This is a genomic window from Streptomyces sp. 840.1 (assembly GCF_003751445.1).
GTDB lineage: Bacteria > Actinomycetota > Actinomycetes > Streptomycetales > Streptomycetaceae > Streptomyces.
Genome location: NZ_RJUU01000003.1, coordinates 1,334,627 through 1,354,673, shown reverse-complemented (window position 1 = coordinate 1,354,673; position 20,047 = coordinate 1,334,627). Strand labels below are relative to the sequence as shown.

Sequence of the window (20,047 nt, the reverse complement as noted above, 5' to 3'; positions counted from 1 at the left end):
GGCGATAGGTCCTTCACGGGAACAGAAGCGGGGCCGGCGCAGAACGAGTCTGGCCGGCCCCGCCTCATGACGTGGTGCGGTGCGCTCAGGAGCGGCGGTGGCTCTGGTAGTAGCCGCCGACCTGCTCGTGGTATCCCGCGTCTCCCACATGCTTGTCCTTGTCGAACTCGGGCGAGTGCTTGATCTGGTCCTTGGTGAGGTCGACGAGGATCTTCCGCTCGGCCGTGTCGATGGTGCGTACCGTGCCGGCGGGCAGCAGTACGTGCTTGCCGAAGATCCAGACACCGGTATCGACCACGAGGTACGCGGAGTTGACGTCGTCCGAGTGCTTGTCGACCTTGCCGACGCTTCCGTCGGTCGCCTCGACCTTGTAACCGATCAGGTCGGTGCCCGCGGTGTGGCCGGTGGTCGGCTGGTAGCCCCAGATGTTGTCACTCATATAACGGCTCCCTCATTGAGACTCGGGTTCACTCAAGGGCATTGGCCGTTGAGCCGGTACGGCGTCACCCGAATTGCAGTGACGGCGTTCCGTGTAAATCGCGTGCCCCGTGCTGCTCCCCTCACACATGGTTTTTCTCCAGGAACGGGAGAAGCTCCAGGAACGGGAGAAGAGTGAGACGGTGCAGTACGCACTGCGCCGTAGTCACGTCGGGGCGCGTCCGGAACAATCTGCTGTGCGGTCTACCAGCGGTGAACGAGAATAATAGAAACCATTTGTTTGTGTGCGGCGGTATTGGCGCGCAATCACCATTCCCGGTTCGCGCTGTCCGGGCAGGAGCAGCCGGGGTTCAGCCCTCGGCCTTCGTGTCGGCGGCTGCGCAGAGAGCCGTGTGCAAGGCCGTCAGTCCTTTGGTCAGTGCCCGGCGTTCCGTGCTCCGCAGGGCCCCGATGACGTGGAGCAGCGCGGTTTCGCGTTGGGTGCGGACCGCTTCGAGGTGGGACTTTCCCGCTCCGGTCAGGCGCAGGACCACTTCGCGGCGGCTGTGCGGGCATGGGCGTCGTTCGAGGAGTCCCATGGTCTGCAGGCGGTCGCACATGCGGCTGACCGAGGAGGGCGCCGTGTCGAGGAGCTGACCGAGGGCGCGCATGCGGATTCCGTCGTCGCGGTCGACGAGACAGAGCAGGTGAAGTTGTGAGGTCGACAGGGGAGCCGGATGTGTCGTTCCGCGAACGCGTTCCAGCGGGATGTCGAGGAGTTCGATGACACGGGAGACGGCGCGGGCGGCGTCCCGGGTGAGTGCTTGCGCGGCGGGTTCTTGCGGCACGTGATTCCCATCGGCTCAGCTGGTGACCTGTCCATGCCCCGGGGCGCGGGCATCAGGCGCTGTGGTCCGGCCCCGCGTCGCCCGGTCCGCGTCTGAGGTGCTGTTCTTCGGCGCCGGCGGAGTCGTCGGCACCGCCGGTGGGCAGGGCCGTGAGGTGGGCGAGCGTGCCGGTGATCCTCAGCATGCGGTCCAGGGCCGAAGGGCGCTCGTCCAGGTGGAGGCGGACGCCGGCCTCGGTGGCGCGGCGGCGGATCATCAACAGGATCGAGAGGCCCATGGAATCGGTGGTGCCGAGTCCCGCGAAGTGGAGGTGGAGGTCGAGCAGGTGGGGGTTGTCGGCGAGCTTGCCGTTGGCCGTGGCCAGGAGCTGGTCGGCGTTGTCGAAGTCGAGGTCGCCCTGGATTTCGATGCGGACAGTGGTCTCGGAGTCCACGGTCGTCAGGCGCAGGTGGCTGGGGGGCGTCGTAGTCATGCGGTGTTCCCGGCAGGGACGAGGGCGGCGGAGGTGAGGCGTTCGATGCCGAGCCGGAGGATCCGGGTGGCGCGGGGGAAGTCCCTCAACTCGTCGGCGAGGATCTGCAGGGCCGGCGGCAGGCTGTGCGGCGGAACGTTGCGAGCGGCGAGGATGCCGCTGGTCCAGGCGAGGAAGTCCGCGAAGAGGTCGTCGTCGCCGGTGTAGAGGGCGATACCGAGGAACTCCACGATGTGGACGAGGTCCGCCGCGGTGTGTTCACGCTGCTGGTCGCTGTAGGCGCGCATCGCGGGGAAGCGGGACTCCAGTCCGGTGAAGGCCGCACGGACCAGGGTCGTGCTGTTGCGGGCGACCAGGGTGAATTCCTGGTCGGCCAGGTGGGGCAGGTCGTCGATCGGCTGGTGGTGCGGCTGTGGACGGGGCAGCGGGCCGAGGGCGAGACGTTCGGCGGCGGCGCGGGCATCGGGTGCCCAGTCATCGGCGCCCAGCAGGCGGGCGTAGCGGCCGTCGGCCCCGAAGGCGGCACCGCCGACGAGCACGGGTACGCCGACGGCCTGGCAGGCGGTGATCGCGGCGTGAGCGGTGGGCAGCCGGGTGGCGATCGAGCTGGAGAGCGCGACCGCGTCGCAGTTGGTGCGGTGCAGATGCGCGATCAGGTGCGGAGTGGGCACCTGTGCTCCGAGGTAGTCCACGTGCCAGCCCCTCAGTTTCAGTACCTCGGCCAGAATGCGGGCCGGCAGGGCGTGCCACTCGCCGTCGACGCAGGCCACCGTGATCCTTCCCCGATCGGCGGTGGTGCGGGAGGCGGGGTGCAGGGCCAGTGCGGCCACGGCGCGGTCGTTGATCGCGGTGGCGGTGTGTTCAGAGGCGACGCTGAGGCGGTTCGCGGCCCATTCCTCGCCCACCCTGCCCTGCACCCGGGCGATGACGTCGAGCAGTACGCTCTCCGCGTCGAGGCCCTCTTCCAGGGCGCTCGTCACCACCTCGGTCGCGGCGTGCTCGTCCCCGTCCGTGACGGCCTTCCACAACTCATCCACCCACCGTCGGGGTGTTCGGCCGTTCTGTGCGGAGTGGAAGGCGTTAGGGCTCATGCGGTGTACCTGCCCCGAGTGTGACCGTTCACCGCACTCAGGTGGTGGGAGCGGGGAGCGGAGATCACCACGATGGCCATGTCGTCGTGGCGGCCCTTGCCGACCCACTCCGAGGCGAGCATCTGGATCCGCTCCACGATCCCCTCCGCCGGCATGCCCGTGCACTCGGACAGCGAGCGGCGCAGACGCTCCTCACCGAACAGTGTCTCGCCGAGGGGCCCGCCGCGGGCCTCGGTGATCCCGTCCGTGTAGAGGACGCAGGTCTCCCCGGGCGCCAGCGTGAGCGCCGTGCTGCTGGAGCGGGCGTCGGGGATCGCCCCGACCAGAGTGCCCAGCGTCTCCGCTTCCTCCACCTCGCCGTCGGTCCGCAGGATCAGCGGTGCGAGGTGCCCGGCACTGGTCAGCGTCAGCCGCACCTCGTGCCCCTCACGGATCGCCGAGGCCAGGACCAGCGTCGCGAAGCGGGTGTGGTGGGAGTTCAGGAGCGATGTGTTGAGCAGACTGAGCATCCGCTGGTGGTCACCGGCCATGGGCAGCAGGGCGTGCAGGGTGTTGCGGATCTTGCCCGTCAGCACCGCGGCTTCCAGCCCCTTGCCGCACACGTCCCCCAGCACCACCAGCGAAGCCTCACCCTCGGTCACCGAAGGGTGTACGTCGTAGAAGTCGCCGCCGATCCGCTCGTGGTCCTCGGAAGGCCGGTACCCACCGGCGTAATCGACCCCGGCCACTTGTTGGAGGGCGGGCGGGAGCAGTTCACGCATCAGGACTTCCGTGATCGCCGACTGCTCCGCGTACAGGCGGGCGGCCGACATGGCGGCCCCCGCCCGCGCGGCGAACAGCCGGGCGAACACCTCCTCGCGTTCGGTGAACGCCGGGTTCTCCGAATGCCGCAGCAGCACGAGCGCTCCCGCCGGCACCCCGTGCCCCGGCAGCGGCGTGATCACGATCGAACCGACCTGCCCGAACCCCTCGGGCACCAGCCACGCAGGGGCGACGGCAGGGTCGAGCCAGCGGGACGGCACCGGCGGGAACCCCTGCAACGCCTCTGCCAGGCCCGGCACTTCAGCCGGATCGACCCGAGGGTGCGACATCGAGGAGTTACCACCGCGCAGACAGGTCACCATCGGCAGGTGGTGGACCCGGGAGGGGACGATGACCAGGGCCGCGTCGGCGAGGTGTTCGGCAGCCATCTGCGCGGTGACGTCCATGCACCGGTCCAGGTTGAGGGACGAGAGCAACAGGTTCGACGAATGCGTCAGAAACGCGGTGCGCTCGCGCTCCATCGCCAGCGCTTCACGCGCCAGGCGGCAGTCCGTGTCATCGATCAGCCACCACGCCACGGTGTCATCAGCGTGAACGGTCGGATGCGCCTCGAAGGTCCGCCCGCTCACGGCGCCCGAGAACACCTCGCGTTCGGTGGACTCCTGGGACCGTGCACTGACTCTCTCGTGCGCACGCCACAACCAGGCGGGAACGGCATCCGCCATTACGGCACCCGGCCGGGCCCGGGGCAGGAGGGCCCCCGCTGTGTCGTTCACGAGCACCAGGGCGCCCCCGGCGTCCACGATCAACACCGGCCAGGGGACGGCACTCCACGGGGAGCTCGCCCGACCGCCCACGCCGACTGCACCTTGGGTCGAAATACCCATACACAGAGGACCCGCTGCGCGAATCCCTCACCTCATCAACTCGGAGAAAGTTTGCTGTACGGAAACACTCCCGCACGATCTACGAAGTTTGCAACCGCCCTGGGACGGGGTAGCCGGGGGGCTGCGAAACGGGGGGCAGGCCGGCGGTCGGCCCCGCGACGGGGCCCGCTTCCCGGCACCGTGATTCACCCCGACTCGGCTTTGGATCGGAAAGGGATGTGTGAGCCCGCAGGCGCAGGGCAGACGGAGGGCGAGACAGTAATCCAGTTACTTTCGATGCGAAGACAGCCAGAATGAACCGGCCGATTGCGCTGAGCCCGCTGCACAGCGGATTCTCGTACGCGGCACAAGAAACTGATGATGGGAAATGACATGATTCTTCTCGGTGCGATTCTGCTCATAGTCGGCCTGCTCGTCGGCGTTTCGCTGCTGACTACCGTCGGTGGAATTCTCGTCGTCGTGGGCGCCGTACTGTGGATCCTCGGCTCCACCGGACGCAAGGTCGGCGGGCGCAAGCATTACTTCTAGACCCGGCCTTCCATGAGTTCTCGTCGATTCGGTGACAGGAACCAAGTTATTTGCGCGGTGCGGAATCCTGGCGCCCGGCAGGGACGCTGCCGGGCTCGGCCCCGGAGACCCCCGGTGGGGGTGCGATCCGGGGCCGCCAGGAACGTACCGGGCCGGTGAGACGCTGAGTCGTACTCGCCTGGGCGGTGAACCACGCCCCGTGCCTCGAGCGTCTCGCGCTCGGACCACTGCGAGCAGACCTGCCGGTGCCGGAGCGCAGCAAGCTCGGCCGGTCCACCTCGGCCGGGTCCACCCCGGCGGTGTGACATCTCGTGACAGATGAGAGGGTCGGGCGGGTGAGCGAGACACTACCGAACACCCTCCAATACCGCTTTGACGGGCCAGAAGACGCTCCGGTCCTGGTGATCGGCCCTTCCCTGGGCACCACCTGGCACATGTGGGACCGGCAGATAGCCGAGCTCACCCAGCACTGGAGAGTCTTCCGCTTCGACCTCCCGGGCCACGGCGGCGCACCCGCCCGCCCGGCCACCGCCGTGGGCGAACTCGCCGACCGGCTGCTCGCGACCCTCGACGGCGTGGGCGTCCAGCGCTTCGGATACGCGGGCTGCTCCATCGGCGGCGCGATCGGTGCCGAACTGGCGCTGCGGCACCCGAACCGGGTCGCTTCGCTGGCCCTGGTTGCCTCATCGGCCAGATTCGGCAGCGCCGACGAGTTCCGGCAGCGCGGGGTCATCGTCCGCACCAACGGGCTGGAGCCGATGGCCCGCGCCGCCCCCGAGCGCTGGTTCACCTCAGGGTTCGCCGCCGCGCAGCCCGCCATCGTGGAGTGGGCCGTCCAGATGGTCCGGACCACCGACCCCGGCTGCTACATAGCGGCCTGCGAGGCCCTCGCCGCCTTCGACATCCGTGGGGCACTGGGCCGGATCGGCGTCCCCACACTCGTCCTGGTCGGGGCCGAGGACAAGGTCACCGGCCCCGGCGACGCCCGCACCCTGGTCGCCGGCATACCCGACGCCCGGCTGGCCCTGGTCCCCGGCGCCTCGCACCTGGCCCCGGTCGAGCAGCCCGGAGCCGTCACCGACCTGCTGCTCACCCACTTCTCCGCCGCCTGGCAGGACACCCAGGCGGCCATTCCGGCGCTCACCCACGCCCCGCGGCTCTCCGCCCCCGTACTGCCCGTCGCGGAGATCACCGCGGCCACCGCGCGGCCCGCGGACCCCTCGCAGGGGCGCACCGATCCGTACCCGCAGGGCATGCGGATCCGCCGCGAGGTGCTGGGGGACGCCCACGTGGACGGCGTCACGGCCGCCTCCGACGGCTTCACCGACGACTTCCAGGAGCTCGTCACCCGCTACGCCTGGGGCGAGGTGTGGAGCAGGGAGGGGCTGGACCGGCGCATGCGCAGTACCGTCACGCTCACCGCGCTGGTCGCCTCCGGTCACCTGGAGAGCCTGGCCGCACACGTCAGCGCGGCCCTGCGCAACGGCCTCACCCCGGCCGAGATCCGGGAGGTCCTGCTGCAGACGGCCGTCTACTGCGGCATTCCGGCGGCGAGCGCGGCCTTCACGATCGCGCAGTCGGTGATTCAGGCCGAAACGACACCGCCCGCATAGCAGGATGGGGCACATGAACGCTGTGAACCCCGAGCCGTTCGCGCTCACGCTGACCAAGAAATCCCACTCCTGCATCCGGCTGGAGAAGGGCGGGCGCACACTCGTCATCGACCCGGGCGGTTTCTCGGAGCAGGACGCCGCGGTCGGCGCCGAGGCGATCCTGGTCACGCACGAGCACCCCGACCACTTCAACGAGGAGCGGCTGCGGGCCGGCCTGGAGGCCAGTCCGGGTGCCGAGATCTGGACCCTGCGCAGCGTGGCCGATCAGCTGGGCGCGGCGTTCCCGGGGCGCGTCCACACCGTCGGCCACGGCGACACGTTCACGGCTGCCGGGTTCGACGTGCAGGTGCACGGCGAACTCCACGCCGTGATCCACCCGGACATCCCGCGGATCACCAACATCGGTTTCCTGGTGGACGGCTCGCTCTTCCACCCCGGTGACGCGCTCACGGTGCCCGACCGGCCGGTCGACACGCTGATGCTCCCCGTGATGGCACCGTGGAACAAGATCTCCGAGGTCATCGACTACGTACGCGAGGTCGCGCCGCGCCGCGCCATCGACATCCACGACGCGCTGCTCACCGATCTCGCCCGCCCGATCTACGACAGCCAGATCGGCGGCCTCGGCGGAACCGACCACGGACGGCTGGCGCCGGGGGACTCCACGGGCGTGTGAGGGGCGGTGCTCCGGCGGCTGTCAGTGGGAGCCGCTAGGTTTACGTACATGCGCATCGCCACCTGGAACGTCAACTCGATCACCGCCCGCCTGCCCCGGCTGCTCGCCTGGCTGGAGAGCACCGGCACCGACGTGCTGTGCATCCAGGAGACCAAGTGCACCGCCGAGCAGTTCCCCGCCGAGGCGCTCCGCGAGCTCGGCTATGAGTCCGCGGTCAACGCCACCGGCCGGTGGAACGGGGTGGCGATCGTCTCCCGGGCCGGCCTGTCCGACGTCGTGACGGGGCTGCCGGACGGCCCCGAGTACGACGGCGTTCAGGAGCCCCGCGCGATCAGCGCGACCTGCGGCCCGCTGCGCCTGTGGTCGGTGTACGTCCCCAACGGCCGCGAGGTTGAGCACGAGCACTACGCGTACAAGCTGCGCTGGTTCGAGGCGCTGCGCAAGGCGGTCGCGGCGGACGCGGCGGGGGCGCTGCCGTTCGCGGTCATCGGTGACTACAACGTCGCCCCGACCGACGAGGACGTCTGGGACCCGGCCCTCTTCGAGGGCGCCACCCACGTCACGCCCGCCGAGCGGGCCGCCCTCGCGGCGCTGCGCGAGGAGGGCCTCTCCGACGTCGTGCCGCGCCCCCTGAAGTACGACCGCCCGTACACCTTCTGGGACTACCGCGAGCTGCGCTTCCCGAAGAACAAGGGCATGCGGATCGACCTCGTCTACGGTAACGCCCCCTTCACCGCCGCCGTTACGGACAGCTATGTGGACCGCGAGGAGCGCAAGGGCAAGGGCGCGTCCGACCACGCCCCGGTCGTCGTCGACCTCGACCTCTGAGCACGGCCCGTGCTCAGGCGCCCGACCCGGGCGCCCGAGCCGCAGCCGCCATCACCTGGCGCTTCGACGGGTTGACCATGGCCTTCCCGCCCACGGTCACCGTCGGCACGGTCTCGTTCCCGTCCGCCACCGAGCGGACGAACGCGGCGGCGTCGGGGTCGCGCCAGATGTTGACCTCGGTGTACTCCAGCTTCGTGAACCGCAGCCGCAGGCGAAGCTTCATGCAGTACGGGCAGCCGGGGCGCCAGTAGACGACAACCCCGGCACGGTCCTCAGCCACTCGAACTCCCCTGCTCGTGCGTCTGTGCGTGTGCGTCGGATCCTAGTGCCGGTGACGAGGACGGTGCCGGGCGGCAGGCATGCGCGGCCACGGCGGCACCGAGCGCCAGGAGCATCAGCAGCGCACTCACCCACAGCGGTGCCCGGAACCCGTACCCCGCACCGATCGCGAGCCCGCCGAGCCAGGGCCCGAGCGCGCCGCCCACGTTGAAGGCCGCGGTGGCGAACGAGCCCGCCAGACTCGGCGCCCCGTCCGCCAGCCGGAACACGTGCGAGATCAGCGCGGTGCCGGTGCCGAACGCCAGCATCCCCTGGACCGTAACGAGCGCGGTCACCGCGACAGGGCTCCCCGCCGTGCACGCGAGCAGGACCCAGCCCAGGGTGAGCGACACCAGCCCGGCGGCGGTCAGCGCGGCCGGCCGGGAGTCGATGACCCGGCCGCAGACGGTGACCCCGATGAACGAGCCGGTCCCGAACAGGGCGAGCAGTACCGGCACCCATGCGGAGCCGAACCCGGTGACGTGGGTGGCGAGCGGTTCCAGATACGAGAACGCGCAGAAGGTCGCACCCTGGACCAGGGCGCTCGTCAGCAGCGTGAGCCGCAGCCCGCGCCCCGCCAGGCTGCGCAGTTCGGAGCGGGCGCTCGGCAGGGCGGACGGCGGCCGCCCCGCCGGAATCGCCGCCGCGATCACGGCGATGGCCGGCAGCGACACGAGGGCCACGGCCCAGAACGCCGCCCGCCACCCCCACTGCCCGCCCAGCAACGCCCCGGCGGGTACCCCCGCCACGCAGGCGACGGTGACGCCCCCGACCACCACGGAGGTGGCGCGGGCCCGCGCCCCGGGCCCGGCCAGGGCGACCGCGGTCACCAGGGCGACCGCCCAGAAGCCGGCGTTCGCCAGCGCGCCGACGACGCGCGTCGCGAGCAGCAGGCCGTAGCTGGAGGTGACCGCGCCGATGACATGGACGGCCGCGAAGACGCAGAGGAAGAACAACAGGGCACGCCGCCGGGGCCAGTTGCGTCCCAGCAGCGCCATCAGCGGCGAGCCGATAACGAGTCCGAGGGCGAACGCCGAGGTCAGCAGCCCTGCGGCGGGGATGGAGACGTGCAGGTCGGCGGAGATGCCCGAGAGCAGGCCGGACAGCATGAACTCGGAGGTGCCCTGGGCGAAGACGGCGAGCCCGAGCGCGTATACGGAAAATGGCATGAAGGAACCCCATGGACGGCTGATGGACAGAACCGGTCGGGGAAGCGGGCCGCACCCGCTCGCATCGGCGAGCGGCAACGCGGCGGAACGGCCGGCGCCAAGGTGGCCGCGAGAGACGGCGCACCGGTGGAGCCGGGACCGCCGGGGGATCCTCACCCCGGCGCGTATACCGAGAAGGCAACCCGCAACCGCATGGGTCCGGGGCGGCAGCCGTGGGCGACCGGGCGGACGGGGTCCGGCCGGTCCGGAAGCCACCGGGGACCGGTGGCTAGGTTCTGTCGGACTCGGGGCTGCGCATGACGGCGAAGGTATCAGCGGGTGCCGGGCGGCCACCACCGCATTACCGGTTCAATGGGCGGACGGGCAGCGGCAGCCACCCGCGTCCGCTGGAGTGACGGGGTGTGCCGGGCGAATTCGCGGCGTACTTCAGGTGTTCAGCGCTCGAACGGCAGGCCGCGCGTCCTGTAGTGCGGATGAGTGCCGGGATGCGACCCTGAGCGGTATGAACATCCCTTTCTTGGACAACTGGCGGAAGCGTCACGACGGTAGGCCGGAGGCGGGGCTCGCCGCCGCCGTCGACGCCGATCCGGAAGGCGTGGCCCAGATGCTCGCCGAATGTGACCTCCTCCGTGTCCGGGCGGGGGAGCGCGGGCTCGAACTGGACGACAGCCCTGCCTCGTTGGCAGCGCTGGACCAGCTTCCGCCGCGCTGGCGCGACGATCCGGAGGAGCTGCCCTGGCTGGGCAACGACGCGGGCCTCTACCTGGGCACCGTGCTGGTCCGCAACGTTCCCGGCGCGCACTGGCACATCTGGCCGAGCGGTCAGCCCGTGGTGCGGCTCGCGTCCGGCCGTGAGATCGATGTGGTCGAGGCCGGTCTCGGCTGGGCGATGTCCGGCAGTCCCGAGCTGTCCCAGCTCTACTCGGAGTCGGCCGAGGGCTGAGGCGGCGGCCGCCCGGACCGGGGGGTCGCCGGGCCACTTCGCGGTCCGGCGCGATAAAAAGCCTTATGCCCCATTTACGCGTGTCGGGTGTGAAGTCCCTTGCCGGGATGGATAGTTTGCGCTGACCTGGACCAAGCGACAAGTGGGTAGGGCAGCGTATGGCCGTCGATCCGTTGATCGAGCTGCGTGACGTCAATAAGTTCTACGGAAAGTTGCACGTACTGCAGGACATCAATCTCACCGTCGGCCGCGGAGAGGTGGTGGTGGTCATCGGCCCCTCGGGCTCCGGCAAGTCAACGCTCTGCCGGACGATCAACCGGCTCGAAACGATCGAGTCGGGCCACATCACGCTCGACGGCAGACCGCTTCCCGAGGAGGGCAGGGGTCTCGCGGAGCTGAGGGCCGAAGTCGGCATGGTCTTCCAGTCGTTCAACCTGTTCGCGCACAAGACCGTACTGGCGAACGTCTCGCTCGCCCAGCTCAAGGTCCGCAAGCGGAAGAAGGACGAGGCCGACCGGCGCTCCCGGGAGCTCCTGGAGCGGGTGGGACTCGCCTCGCAGGCCGACAAGTTCCCGGCCCAGCTCTCCGGCGGCCAGCAGCAGCGCGTGGCCATCGCCCGCGCCCTCGCCATGGACCCCAAGGCGCTCCTCTTCGACGAGCCCACCTCGGCGCTCGACCCGGAGATGATCAACGAGGTGCTGGAGGTCATGCAGCAGCTCGCCCGGGAGGGCATGACGATGGTCGTCGTCACGCACGAGATGGGCTTCGCCCGCTCCGCCGCCAACCGGGTCGTCTTCATGGCCGACGGCCGCATCGTCGAGGACCGCGTCCCGGAGGAGTTCTTCACCGCACCGCAGAGCGACCGCGCCAAGGACTTCCTGTCCAAGATCCTCAAGCACTGACGGGAGGTCCCGCGTTGCGTACGAGAAAAGTACTGGCCGCCTGTGCCGCCCTCCTGCTGGCCGTCCTCGCCGCCGGCTGCGGCAAGGACGGCAGCCCCCCGGTGAAGGGGCCGAAGGCCGAGGCGCTGCCCGTGTACCGCGTCGACACCGGCTTCCGGCTGCCGGACTCCAGCACCTGGACCAAGGCGAAGAAGCGCGGATACCTGCGGGTGGGCGCCAAGGAGGACCAGCCCTACCTGGGCGAGAAGGACCCCGCCACCGGGGTCTACTCCGGCTTCGACATCGAGATCGCCCGGATGATGTCGGCCTCGCTCGGCTTCGACCCGAAGACGATCCGGTTCAAGACGATCGCCTCCGCCAACCGCGAGACGGCGCTGCAGAACGGCCAGATCGACTACTACGTCGGCACCTACACGATCAACGACATGCGCAAGAAGCTCGTCGGGTTCGCCGGGCCCTACTACATGGCCGGGCAGGGGCTGCTGGTCCGCACCGACGAGAACGACATCCACGGCCCGCAGGACCTGGCCGGCAAGACGGTCTGCTCGGCTGCGGGCTCGACCCCGTACCAGCGGATCGCCGCCGACTACCCCAAGGCCGATCTCGTCTCCTACGACACCTACTCCATCTGCGTCGACAACCTGCTGACCTACCAGGTCGACGTCGTCACCACCGACGACGCGATCCTGCTGGGCTTCGCCGCCAAGGCGCCCGACGAGATGAAGGTCGTCGGCAAACCGTTCTCCGAGGAGCCGTACGGCATCGGCGTCCCGCGCGGCGACAACGCCCTGCGGGCCGCACTCAACGACGCGCTGGAGACCAACGAGAAGAACGGCAACTGGAAGAAGGCCTACGAGGCCACGCTCGGTCTCTCCGGGGCGCCCGCGCCGAAGCCGCCGCCCATCGACCGCTACCCGGCGACCTGAGAGGACGACCAGAACCATGGACGTACTCACCGAGAACTTCTCGCTCTACGGCAAGGGCTTCCTCGGAACCCTCGAACTCACCGTCTACGCCTCGGTCCTGGCGATGGTCCTCGGCTTCGTGATGGCCTCCTGCCGGGTGGCGCCCGTCGGCTCGTTCCGGGTACTGGGCACGGTCTGGGTCACCGTGCTGCGAAACACCCCGCTGACCCTGCTCTTCTTCGCCGTACTGCTCGGCCTGCCGCGCTTCGGCCTCGTACTGCCGTTCAAGGTCTTCGCGGTCATCGCACTCGGCTGCTACACCTCCGCCTTCATCTGCGAGGTACTGCGCTCCGGCATCAACACCGTGCCCACCGGCCAGGGCGAGGCCGCCCGCAGCCTCGGGATGACGTTCGGGCAGACGCTCGGCAACGTGGTGCTCCCGCAGGCCTTCCGGTCGGTGATCCCTCCGATCGGCTCGACGCTCATCGCACTGGCCAAGAACTCCGCGATCGCCGGGGCGTTCAGCGTCACCGAACTGCTCGGCACCTACAAGACCCTCAACGAGCTGGGATACAGCATCATCTGGACCTTCGTCTGGATCGCCGTCGGCTACCTGATCATCACGCTGTCCATCAGCGCGGTCTTCAACGTGATGGAGAAGCGCTGGGGGGTCGACCGATGACCACCCACTCCGCACCCTCCGCCACCGCCCTCTACGACATCCCCGGACCACTGACCCGAAAACGGCACCTCGTCTACGGAGTCGTCTCGACCGTCCTGATCCTCGCCCTCGTCGGCTGGGTCATCTACCTGCTCTTCGACACCGACCAGTTCACCAGCGCCAAATGGACACCCTTCGAGTACAAGGGCATCCAGGAACTGCTGCTGCGCGGCCTCGGCAACACCCTCAAGGCGTTCGCGTACGCCGCGGTGCTCTCCCTGGCCCTCGGGGCCGTCCTGGCCGTCGGGCGGCTCTCCGACCACCGGCCGGTGCGGTGGGTGGCCACGGTCCTCGTCGAGTTCTTCCGCGCCATGCCCGTGCTGGTGATGATCTTCTTCGTCTTCGTCGCCCTGAAGGTACAGCCGCTGCCTGCGCTCGTCGCCGGACTGACCCTCTACAACGGCTCGGTGCTCGCCGAGGTGTTCCGCACCGGCATCAACTCGGTGGAACGCGGCCAGCACGAGGCGGCGTTCGCCCTGGGCATGCGCAAGACGCAGGTCACCACCTTCGTCCTGGGCCCACAGGCGATCCGCGCGATGCTGCCCACCATCATCAGCCAGCTGGTGGTGGCACTGAAGGACACCTCGCTGGGCTATCTGATCACTTACGAGGAATTCCTCCACGCCGGGAAGCTCATCGCCTCCAACCTCGACTACGATCTTCCCTTCATCCCCGTGGTGATGGTGATCTCGCCGATCTACATCGGGATGTGCATGCTGCTCTCCTGGTTCGCGACCTGGGTGGCCAAGCGACAGCGGCGCAATCCGAAGACGGAGGCGGTGGACGTCGCACCGGCCGGCCCAGGAACGCTCCCGCCGGGAGCGCAGTAGCCGGGTACCACCTCGCGGTGGTACCCGGGAGCGGTGCCCGCCCGGCAGCAGCCGGTGATCACTTCTCGCGCCACGGCACGGACCGCACGACGGTCCGCGCCTGCGAGGGGAAGGTCAGCTGTGAGCCGGCCGGGCTGTGCTCGGTGCGCAACGGGCCGACGGTGTCGGCCATCGGGGCGCGTCGGTGACCGGCCGGGTCGCCGTGGGAGCCGGAGAACCACTCCGGGCCCACGGGGAACGGCCGGCCCGGCGTCCGCCCGTGGCACCCCGCCGGGACCGCGGACCGATCGAGCCCGAGCGAGCGCACCGGAGCCGATCCGGGCTCCCCGCGTCCGGTAGTCTCCCCCCTTCGGTCCCGACGACCACCCTCCTCGCCCCGCAGGCGGCCACCGAGGAGAGGTCGTGGAGAGCCTCGGAGAGTGGGAGACATCGGTGCGCGCAGCATTCGGCAACACCCGGCCCCGGACGTCCCGGGCCCGCCCGGCGCGCCGGTGACGGCCTCGGACGCGACCACCCGTGCCGCCACCCAGGAGCACGAGCAGCCGGCCTCCCGTTCGGTGCTGCGCAGCGGCGCCGTCATGGCCGCCGGGTCCGTCGTCTCGCGGGCCACGGGGTTCATACGCTCGGCGGTCGTCGTCGCCGCGCTCGGCACCGGACTGCGGGCCGACGGCTACACGGTCGCCAACACCCTGCCCAACATCCTGTACATGCTGCTGATCGGCGGCGCCCTCAACGCCGTGTTCGTCCCCGAACTCGTCCGAGTCGCCAAGGAACACACCGACGGCGGGGCCGCCTACACCGACCGGCTCCTCACCCTCTGCACGGCCGGGCTCCTCGCCCTCACCGCACTCGCCGTCGTCGCCGCGCCGCTGATCATCTCCCTGTACGCGCCCACCTACGACGGTGACCAGGCCGAACTCACCATCGCCCTGGCCCGCTACTGCCTGCCCCAGATCCTCTTCTACGGACTCTTCACCCTCCTGGGTCAAGTCCTCAACGCCCGCAACAGGTTCGGGGCGATGATGTGGACCCCGGTCCTCAACAACGTCGTGATCATCGCCGTGTTCGGGCTCTACCTCTGGACCGCGGCGGACTCGGACGGCAGCCTCACCTCCACGCAGGCCCGGTTGCTCGGCTGGGGGACCACGGCCGGGATCGCCGCGCAGACCCTGGCGCTCGTACCCGCCCTGCGCGCCGCGAAGTTCCGCTGGCGGCCGAGGTTCGACTGGCGCGGCAGCGGTCTCACCCGGCCGCTGCGCGCGGCCGGCTGGCTCGTCATGCTCGTGCTGACCAACCAGGCCGCCTACTGGGTGGTGACCCGGCTCTCCACCGCGAGCGGCCAGCACGCCGTGGACCAGCACGTGGCGGGCGGCGCGGGCTACACCGCGTACAGCTACGCCTTCCAGCTGTGGGTGGTGCCGCAGGGCATCGTGACCGTCAGTCTCGTCACGGCCCTGATGCCCCGGATGAGCCGGGCGGCGGCCGGGGGCGACCTGGCCGGGGTGCGGCGGGACGTCTCGTACGCGCTGCGGACCTCGGCCGCGGTGGTGGTCCCGGCCGCCGCCGCGCTGCTCGCGCTCGCGCCGTGGGTGATGGGGGCGGTGTTCGGCTACGGACAGACGGGCCCGGCCGACATCACCGTGATGGCGGGCATGATGGCGGCCTTCGCGCCGGGGCTCATCGCCTACTCCGGGCAGTACGTGCTCTCCCGCGGGTTCTACGCGATGAGCGACACCCGTACCCCGTTCCTCCTGAACCTGGTCATCGCGGCGCTCAACGCCGGCCTCGCGGTCGCCGCCTATCTGCTGCTGCCCGCGCGCTGGGCGGTCACCGGGATGGCCGGGGCGTACTCCGTCGCGCTGTTCGCCGGATTCGCCGTCACCGCGTACGTGCTGCACCGCAGGCTCTCCGGAAGCGGCGCGCGGCGGCCGTCGCTGCCGCGCTCACCCGGAGTGCGGGCGCACGCGAGGCTGGTGGCGGCCTGCGTGCCGGCGGGGCTGCTGGCGTACGCGGCGGCCCGTGCCGTGGACACGGCGGGGTCCGGGCTCGCGGACTTCGGCGCGGCGGGCACCGGGACGGCGGTCCTCCTCCTGGTCGTCGCGCTGCTGGCCCGGCCGCTGCGGCTGACCGAGGTCAGCACCGCGCTGGCGGCCGTACGGAGCCGGCTGCGGCGGGGCTGAGCCCCCTCAGCGGCTCAGCCCGCGCGGTGCGAGGTGCGCGGCGCGGGTGCCGGCGCCTGGACAGCCCTGGTCACATCGCCCACCAGCTCCACTACATCGGGGCCGTACGCCTGCGAGTTGACGACCAGGAACCAGTCGGCGAGGTGCGCGGGGATGTTCGCGGTGGCGGCGGCCACGAAGCCGTGGTCGGGATGGGCGCCGGAGCGGAAGTGGTCTGACAGAGGCGAATCCTTTCTGTGAGCGGTCAGCGGTGCGCTGCCGCGGAGCGTAGGGCAGCCAGCGGCGCGGGGCGGGCGGTAAGAAGTCGCGGGGAGGGCGCGGACAGTGCGGCCGGCCCACCCGGTACGGCGGCTCGTGCCAGCCGCAACACGGCCCTGCTGGACCTTGCGGCTCAGATCCCGGCGTCGGTGTTGAGCGACGTCCTGGGCATCTCCGTCACCTGCGTGGTGGCCTGGTCCCATGACGCTGGCAACACACGGCTCGGCTATGCGGCGGACTTCGCACGTCGCGAATTCCTGTAGGTGCGCTTGTGATGTCCTCCTCCTGCGGCACGTGGACTTTGGCCGGCCCAGAGGACGACAGAGTTGGTCGAAGCCCTCACCGTGCTTCTCAGGCATCAGCGGTGAGGTGCGATCGGGCTTGTTACCTTCTCCCGTCGGCACTCGTCATGAGAGCGGCGACCGCATACGAACGGTCGCATCAACGAGTGAATCGAGAGCTGGATGTTGAACCAGATCATGTACGTGACGATCTACGTCACCGATCAGGACCGCGCACTGGAGTTCTACAGCGAGGGATTGGGCCTGGAGAAGCGGCTCGACTTCCCGGGTCCCGACCGGCGGTTCCTCACAGTCGGTGTTCCCGACAGCCCGGTGCAGATCATCCTGTGGTCGCATGCGGCGGCTGCGGGGCAGCCGGGGGAAGCGGGCGCGCCCGGTCCGTTGATCCTCGAGTCCGACGATCTGCGAAGGGATTTTGAGATCATGCGTCAGCGCGGCGTCGTCTTCGAAGAGTCCGAGCCCGAGGACTATCCGTTCGGGGTCCGCATCGAGGCGGTGGACCCGGACGGCAACCGGGTCTCGCTCCGGCAGCAGCCGAAGCCGTGACCGCCCACCCGTCCGGCCTTGTGACCGAGGCGTTCGAAGCCCAGCGTGATCGGCTGCGCGCCGTCGCGTACCGCGTGCTGGGGTCGCACGCCGACGCGGAGGACGTGGTCCAGGAAGCCTGGATGCGCCTCGTCCGTCAGGACGCGGCGACCATCGGCAACCTGGCGGGCTGGCTGACCACGGTGGTCGGCCGTATCAGTCTGGACCTCCTGAGATCCCGCCGATCCCACCCCGAAGTTGCCTACGAGCAGGAGTTCGCGAACCTCGTGGTGCTACCCGACGATGACCCCGCGCCGGACGAGCAGGCGGCGCTGGCCGACTCGGTCGGCTTCGCTCTGCTCGTCGTGCTCGACTCGCTCACCCCGAGCGAGCGCCTGGCGTTCGTTCTGCACGACATGTTCGCCGTCCCGTTCCAGGAGATCGGCCGGATCCTGGGCAAGTCCACCGCTGCCACCAAGATGGTCGCAAGCCGTGCCCGCCGCAAGGTCCACTCCACGGACCGGCCGGCGGGCTCCGGCCGCGAGCACCGAGAGGTCGTCCAGGCATTCGGTGCCGCCGCCAGCAGTGGCGACTTCGAAGCGCTTTTGCGCGTACTCGACCCGAACGTGGAGCTGACCGTCGACACTTCCGACGGGGTGGTCGTCACCCTCGGCGCCACCAAGGTTGCCTCTGGGGCCCGCATGTTCTCTGGCGAGGTTGCCCGAAATCGGCCTGTGCTGGTCAATGGCGTCCCCGGCCACATGTCCTGGCGCCCTGACGGAACCCCTCTCTCCCTCATCGCCTTCACCGTCACCGAAGGCCGGATCACCGGCATCCACATCGTCGTCGACCCGGCCAAACTCGCCTCGATCCATCTGCCGGCCGAGACGTGAGCCGGTGTCGAGCACCTCACACCCCGACAGGACGGTGCCCGGTGCGACGGCGGAACCACCCTGCTCCGACATCGCTCGGCTGCGCCCCGCTCCGAGGAGTAGGCGGTCGAGTAGGAACCACGCAGGGAGTTCAGTTTGGTGCTGCATAGGTTGACCTCCAAGGGTGAACTGGTCTTCTCCTCGCCGCCTGACCGGCGTGAACTGACTCCACCGCGGAAAGGGCGCGACGGGGAGGCGAAACCGCGGAGTGGACTGATCGGATCGGCAAGCCGACATGCCCCGGTTGCGCCATCTCTGCCCGTTGGCCCGGCGGGGGTAAACGACCGTTTCCGCCCCCGTGCTGGCATGGGTCAGAGCGAGCGGGATCGGTCTATCCGGACGGTTTGGTCGAGGGCGTGAGTGACGCCTGGTGATGAGGGTCGTTGATCAGTCCATGATCACAAATATCCTGGCACCGGTGCTTCTTGCCGCAGCTGCTGCGCTGGTCGTAACGCCCTCTGCTGAAGCGGCAGACGGCGGCACACTGAACTTCACCGGAGCACTCGCCAACGCCTCCTGTGATGTGGCATCGGGAGGCGGTTCAGCCGACAACATCCCGGTCGACCTGGGAAGGGTCTCTTTCGCCGACATCGGCAGCCGGACGGAAGCCCGCTTGGGTGCGGGCAAGAACATCGACCTCGTCGTCACCTGCCCGGAGCCCGCCAGGTTCTGACCGTTATAGGTCGAACAGAGCGCCTTCGCGAAGCCGCCTCGGTTGGCGATCGGATCGCTGCGTCGGCGTGAGCGCGAGGGCGGAGTGTGTCAGCCGGTTCGTGGGGCGGTAACCACGGCCGTGCACTCCGGTGTGGACCGGGGGACCACCTGGTGGTCCCAATGTTCTCGCCCTTGGGCGTCACGACGATGACACCGAATTCAGTGGCGATGTACAGCTGGCCGTCCCGATCCAAGGCCGGATTGGGCGGGCAGCCGGCCGAACCCGGACGACGCGCACACGCCAGAGTCGAGAGCGGATTTCGCAGCGGCAGCCGCTGCTGGGCCCGGCCGGGCGGGCCCCGGCCTGCGTTCGGTCCCGTGACGACCGGTGTCGGCGAATGCCGCTGGTCCAAAGTCGGCGGGGCCGGCGGGCTGTCGGAACTCGAAGCTGCGCGACTCGGACTGGAATCGTTGAGCGAACGCACGCTGAAGCGGATGGCCGCCCGGCATCGGGATTACGGGCTGGTCGGGTTGGCCGATGGGCGGTGGACTGGCCGGGCCGGTGGTGCTCCCTCGGTGACAGCCGAGGTGGAGGAGGCGATCCGGGCGCTGCACAAGCAATGTCTGCGCCGGTCGCGGATCAGCATGGCGTCGCGGGAGCGGTTGGTCCATCAGTATGTGCGGGAGGTGTTCCCGGGCCGTGTGGTGCGGGTGCCGCACCGGACGAAGTTGGCGCGGGTACGGCGGCAGTGGTTCGGGCCGGGTGAGGCCCGCCAGCGGTACGTCCGCTCGGCCGCCGCCGTACCGGCGCCTGCCGGGGGCTGTGGTCGCTTCCCGGCCGGGACGGGTGGTGGTGCTGGACTCGACTCCGTTGCCGGTGAAGGTTCTCGACGACGTCTTCGGCACCCCCATCACGGTGCACCGAGGCCGGCGCGAGGGCGACGGTGCGGCGGGCCGCAGGAACGCTCGGCGACTCCGGCCTCGGGACTGGTGGGCTCGCATGGTGAGGTGTCGCCTATTCCTCGCGGGGGCTGTGCCTGGGGTCACCGTGTGTGGTCGCCGGACACGTATCGGCCCCAGGCTCCTCCCGCTTCAGTGACTAGGCGGGTGACTGTCCTGTCGTGATAACCGAGCACCTTCGCGATGACGGGAGCCGGGGCTGGAGGACGAGTTGGCGGACCGTGGAGGTCCTGCCGCGCTGTGGCGGGACGCCCCCCGCAGGTGGGCTTGGAGGCGGTCGCCCGGCGCGACCCCGCCCGACGGAAGCGCTGACGCCTCAAGATCGT

Annotated in this window: 21 protein-coding genes; 13 read left to right on the top strand and 8 right to left on the bottom strand. The window is 69.9% G+C overall.

Annotated features, from left to right (window positions below; all coding sequences use genetic code 11):
- Positions 1-85: 85 nt before the first annotated feature.
- From EDD93_RS38430 to EDD93_RS38410, 5 genes are all read right to left on the bottom strand, one after another.
- On the bottom strand, positions 86-439 hold the full coding sequence (locus tag EDD93_RS38430) for a PRC-barrel domain-containing protein (RefSeq protein ID WP_123531419.1): 354 nt from the start codon (positions 437-439) through the stop codon (positions 86-88).
- Between the two features lie 349 nt (positions 440-788).
- Positions 789-1,265, bottom strand: coding sequence for a MarR family winged helix-turn-helix transcriptional regulator (locus EDD93_RS38425; protein ID WP_123531417.1), 477 nt, complete (start codon positions 1,263-1,265; stop codon positions 789-791).
- 52 nt (positions 1,266-1,317) lie between these two features.
- The gene (locus EDD93_RS38420) at positions 1,318-1,737 is read right to left on the bottom strand and encodes an STAS domain-containing protein (protein ID WP_123531416.1); all 420 of its coding nucleotides are present in this window, start codon (positions 1,735-1,737) and stop codon (positions 1,318-1,320) included.
- Positions 1,734-2,828, bottom strand: coding sequence for a B12-binding domain-containing protein (locus EDD93_RS38415; protein ID WP_123531414.1), 1,095 nt, complete (start codon positions 2,826-2,828; stop codon positions 1,734-1,736). The genes EDD93_RS38420 and EDD93_RS38415 overlap by 4 nt, the downstream gene beginning before the upstream one ends.
- Positions 2,825-4,477 (bottom strand): PP2C family protein-serine/threonine phosphatase, encoded by a 1,653-nt coding sequence (locus tag EDD93_RS38410; RefSeq protein WP_123531412.1) that lies wholly within the window; start codon positions 4,475-4,477, stop codon positions 2,825-2,827. Before EDD93_RS38410 ends, EDD93_RS38415 begins: the two co-directional genes overlap by 4 nt.
- 372 nt (positions 4,478-4,849) lie before the next feature.
- Here EDD93_RS38410 and EDD93_RS38405 point away from each other — a divergent pair, with 372 nt between their 5' ends.
- The 4 genes from EDD93_RS38405 to EDD93_RS38390 all read left to right on the top strand — a co-directional run bounded on the left by EDD93_RS38405 (position 4,850) and on the right by EDD93_RS38390 (position 8,122).
- Positions 4,850-5,005, top strand: a complete 156-nt coding sequence (locus EDD93_RS38405) for a hypothetical protein (RefSeq protein WP_123531410.1) — start codon at positions 4,850-4,852, stop codon at positions 5,003-5,005.
- 335 nt (positions 5,006-5,340) lie between these two features.
- Positions 5,341-6,618: an alpha/beta fold hydrolase gene (locus EDD93_RS38400; RefSeq protein WP_123531408.1), complete on the top strand. Its 1,278-nt coding sequence runs from the start codon at positions 5,341-5,343 to the stop codon at positions 6,616-6,618.
- Between the two features lie 22 nt (positions 6,619-6,640).
- Positions 6,641-7,294, top strand: a complete 654-nt coding sequence (locus tag EDD93_RS38395) for an MBL fold metallo-hydrolase (protein WP_185092666.1) — start codon at positions 6,641-6,643, stop codon at positions 7,292-7,294.
- A 48-nt stretch (positions 7,295-7,342) separates the two neighbouring features.
- The gene (locus tag EDD93_RS38390) at positions 7,343-8,122 is read left to right on the top strand and encodes an exodeoxyribonuclease III (protein WP_123531404.1); all 780 of its coding nucleotides are present in this window, start codon (positions 7,343-7,345) and stop codon (positions 8,120-8,122) included.
- A gap of 13 nt (positions 8,123-8,135) precedes the next feature.
- On the opposite strand, the gene EDD93_RS38385 is transcribed toward EDD93_RS38390, so the two are convergent.
- Both EDD93_RS38385 and EDD93_RS38380 read right to left on the bottom strand, forming a co-directional pair.
- Complete coding sequence (locus EDD93_RS38385; protein WP_123531403.1) at positions 8,136-8,402, bottom strand: glutaredoxin domain-containing protein; 267 nt, start codon at positions 8,400-8,402, stop codon at positions 8,136-8,138.
- Positions 8,395-9,609 (bottom strand): Cmx/CmrA family chloramphenicol efflux MFS transporter, encoded by a 1,215-nt coding sequence (locus tag EDD93_RS38380; RefSeq protein ID WP_123531401.1) that lies wholly within the window; start codon positions 9,607-9,609, stop codon positions 8,395-8,397. The genes EDD93_RS38385 and EDD93_RS38380 overlap by 8 nt, the downstream gene beginning before the upstream one ends.
- A 502-nt stretch (positions 9,610-10,111) precedes the next feature.
- Here EDD93_RS38380 and EDD93_RS38375 point away from each other — a divergent pair.
- The 6 genes from EDD93_RS38375 to murJ all read left to right on the top strand — a co-directional run bounded on the left by EDD93_RS38375 (position 10,112) and on the right by murJ (position 16,090).
- Positions 10,112-10,552: a DUF6278 family protein gene (locus tag EDD93_RS38375; protein ID WP_123531399.1), complete on the top strand. Its 441-nt coding sequence runs from the start codon at positions 10,112-10,114 to the stop codon at positions 10,550-10,552.
- 158 nt (positions 10,553-10,710) lie between these two features.
- A complete protein-coding gene (locus EDD93_RS38370; RefSeq protein WP_123531397.1) occupies positions 10,711-11,454 on the top strand; it encodes an amino acid ABC transporter ATP-binding protein in 744 nt (247 codons plus the stop codon).
- Between the two features lie 14 nt (positions 11,455-11,468).
- Positions 11,469-12,380: a glutamate ABC transporter substrate-binding protein gene (locus tag EDD93_RS38365; RefSeq protein WP_123531396.1), complete on the top strand. Its 912-nt coding sequence runs from the start codon at positions 11,469-11,471 to the stop codon at positions 12,378-12,380.
- A gap of 16 nt (positions 12,381-12,396) precedes the next feature.
- Positions 12,397-13,041 (top strand): amino acid ABC transporter permease, encoded by a 645-nt coding sequence (locus EDD93_RS38360; protein WP_123531394.1) that lies wholly within the window; start codon positions 12,397-12,399, stop codon positions 13,039-13,041.
- On the top strand, positions 13,038-13,910 hold the full coding sequence (locus tag EDD93_RS38355) for an amino acid ABC transporter permease (RefSeq protein WP_123531392.1): 873 nt from the start codon (positions 13,038-13,040) through the stop codon (positions 13,908-13,910). Before EDD93_RS38360 ends, EDD93_RS38355 begins: the two co-directional genes overlap by 4 nt.
- Positions 13,911-14,401: 491 nt before the next feature.
- Entirely contained in the window at positions 14,402-16,090 is a 1,689-nt protein-coding gene (gene murJ / locus EDD93_RS38345; RefSeq protein ID WP_123531704.1) for a murein biosynthesis integral membrane protein MurJ, read from the top strand.
- A 14-nt stretch (positions 16,091-16,104) separates the two neighbouring features.
- Here the strand turns inward: murJ and EDD93_RS38340 are convergent, their stop codons facing one another.
- Entirely contained in the window at positions 16,105-16,266 is a 162-nt protein-coding gene (locus EDD93_RS38340) for a hypothetical protein (protein WP_185092668.1), read from the bottom strand.
- 546 nt (positions 16,267-16,812) lie between these two features.
- Here EDD93_RS38340 and EDD93_RS38335 point away from each other — a divergent pair.
- The 3 genes from EDD93_RS38335 to EDD93_RS38325 all read left to right on the top strand — a co-directional run bounded on the left by EDD93_RS38335 (position 16,813) and on the right by EDD93_RS38325 (position 18,780).
- Complete coding sequence (locus EDD93_RS38335) at positions 16,813-17,196, top strand: VOC family protein (protein WP_123531389.1); 384 nt, start codon at positions 16,813-16,815, stop codon at positions 17,194-17,196.
- The gene (locus tag EDD93_RS38330; RefSeq protein WP_123531387.1) at positions 17,193-18,068 is read left to right on the top strand and encodes a sigma-70 family RNA polymerase sigma factor; all 876 of its coding nucleotides are present in this window, start codon (positions 17,193-17,195) and stop codon (positions 18,066-18,068) included. The genes EDD93_RS38335 and EDD93_RS38330 overlap by 4 nt, the downstream gene beginning before the upstream one ends.
- Positions 18,069-18,501: 433 nt before the next feature.
- Positions 18,502-18,780, top strand: a complete 279-nt coding sequence (locus tag EDD93_RS38325) for a hypothetical protein (protein ID WP_221217386.1) — start codon at positions 18,502-18,504, stop codon at positions 18,778-18,780.
- The last annotated feature ends 1,267 nt before the right edge of the window (positions 18,781-20,047 follow it).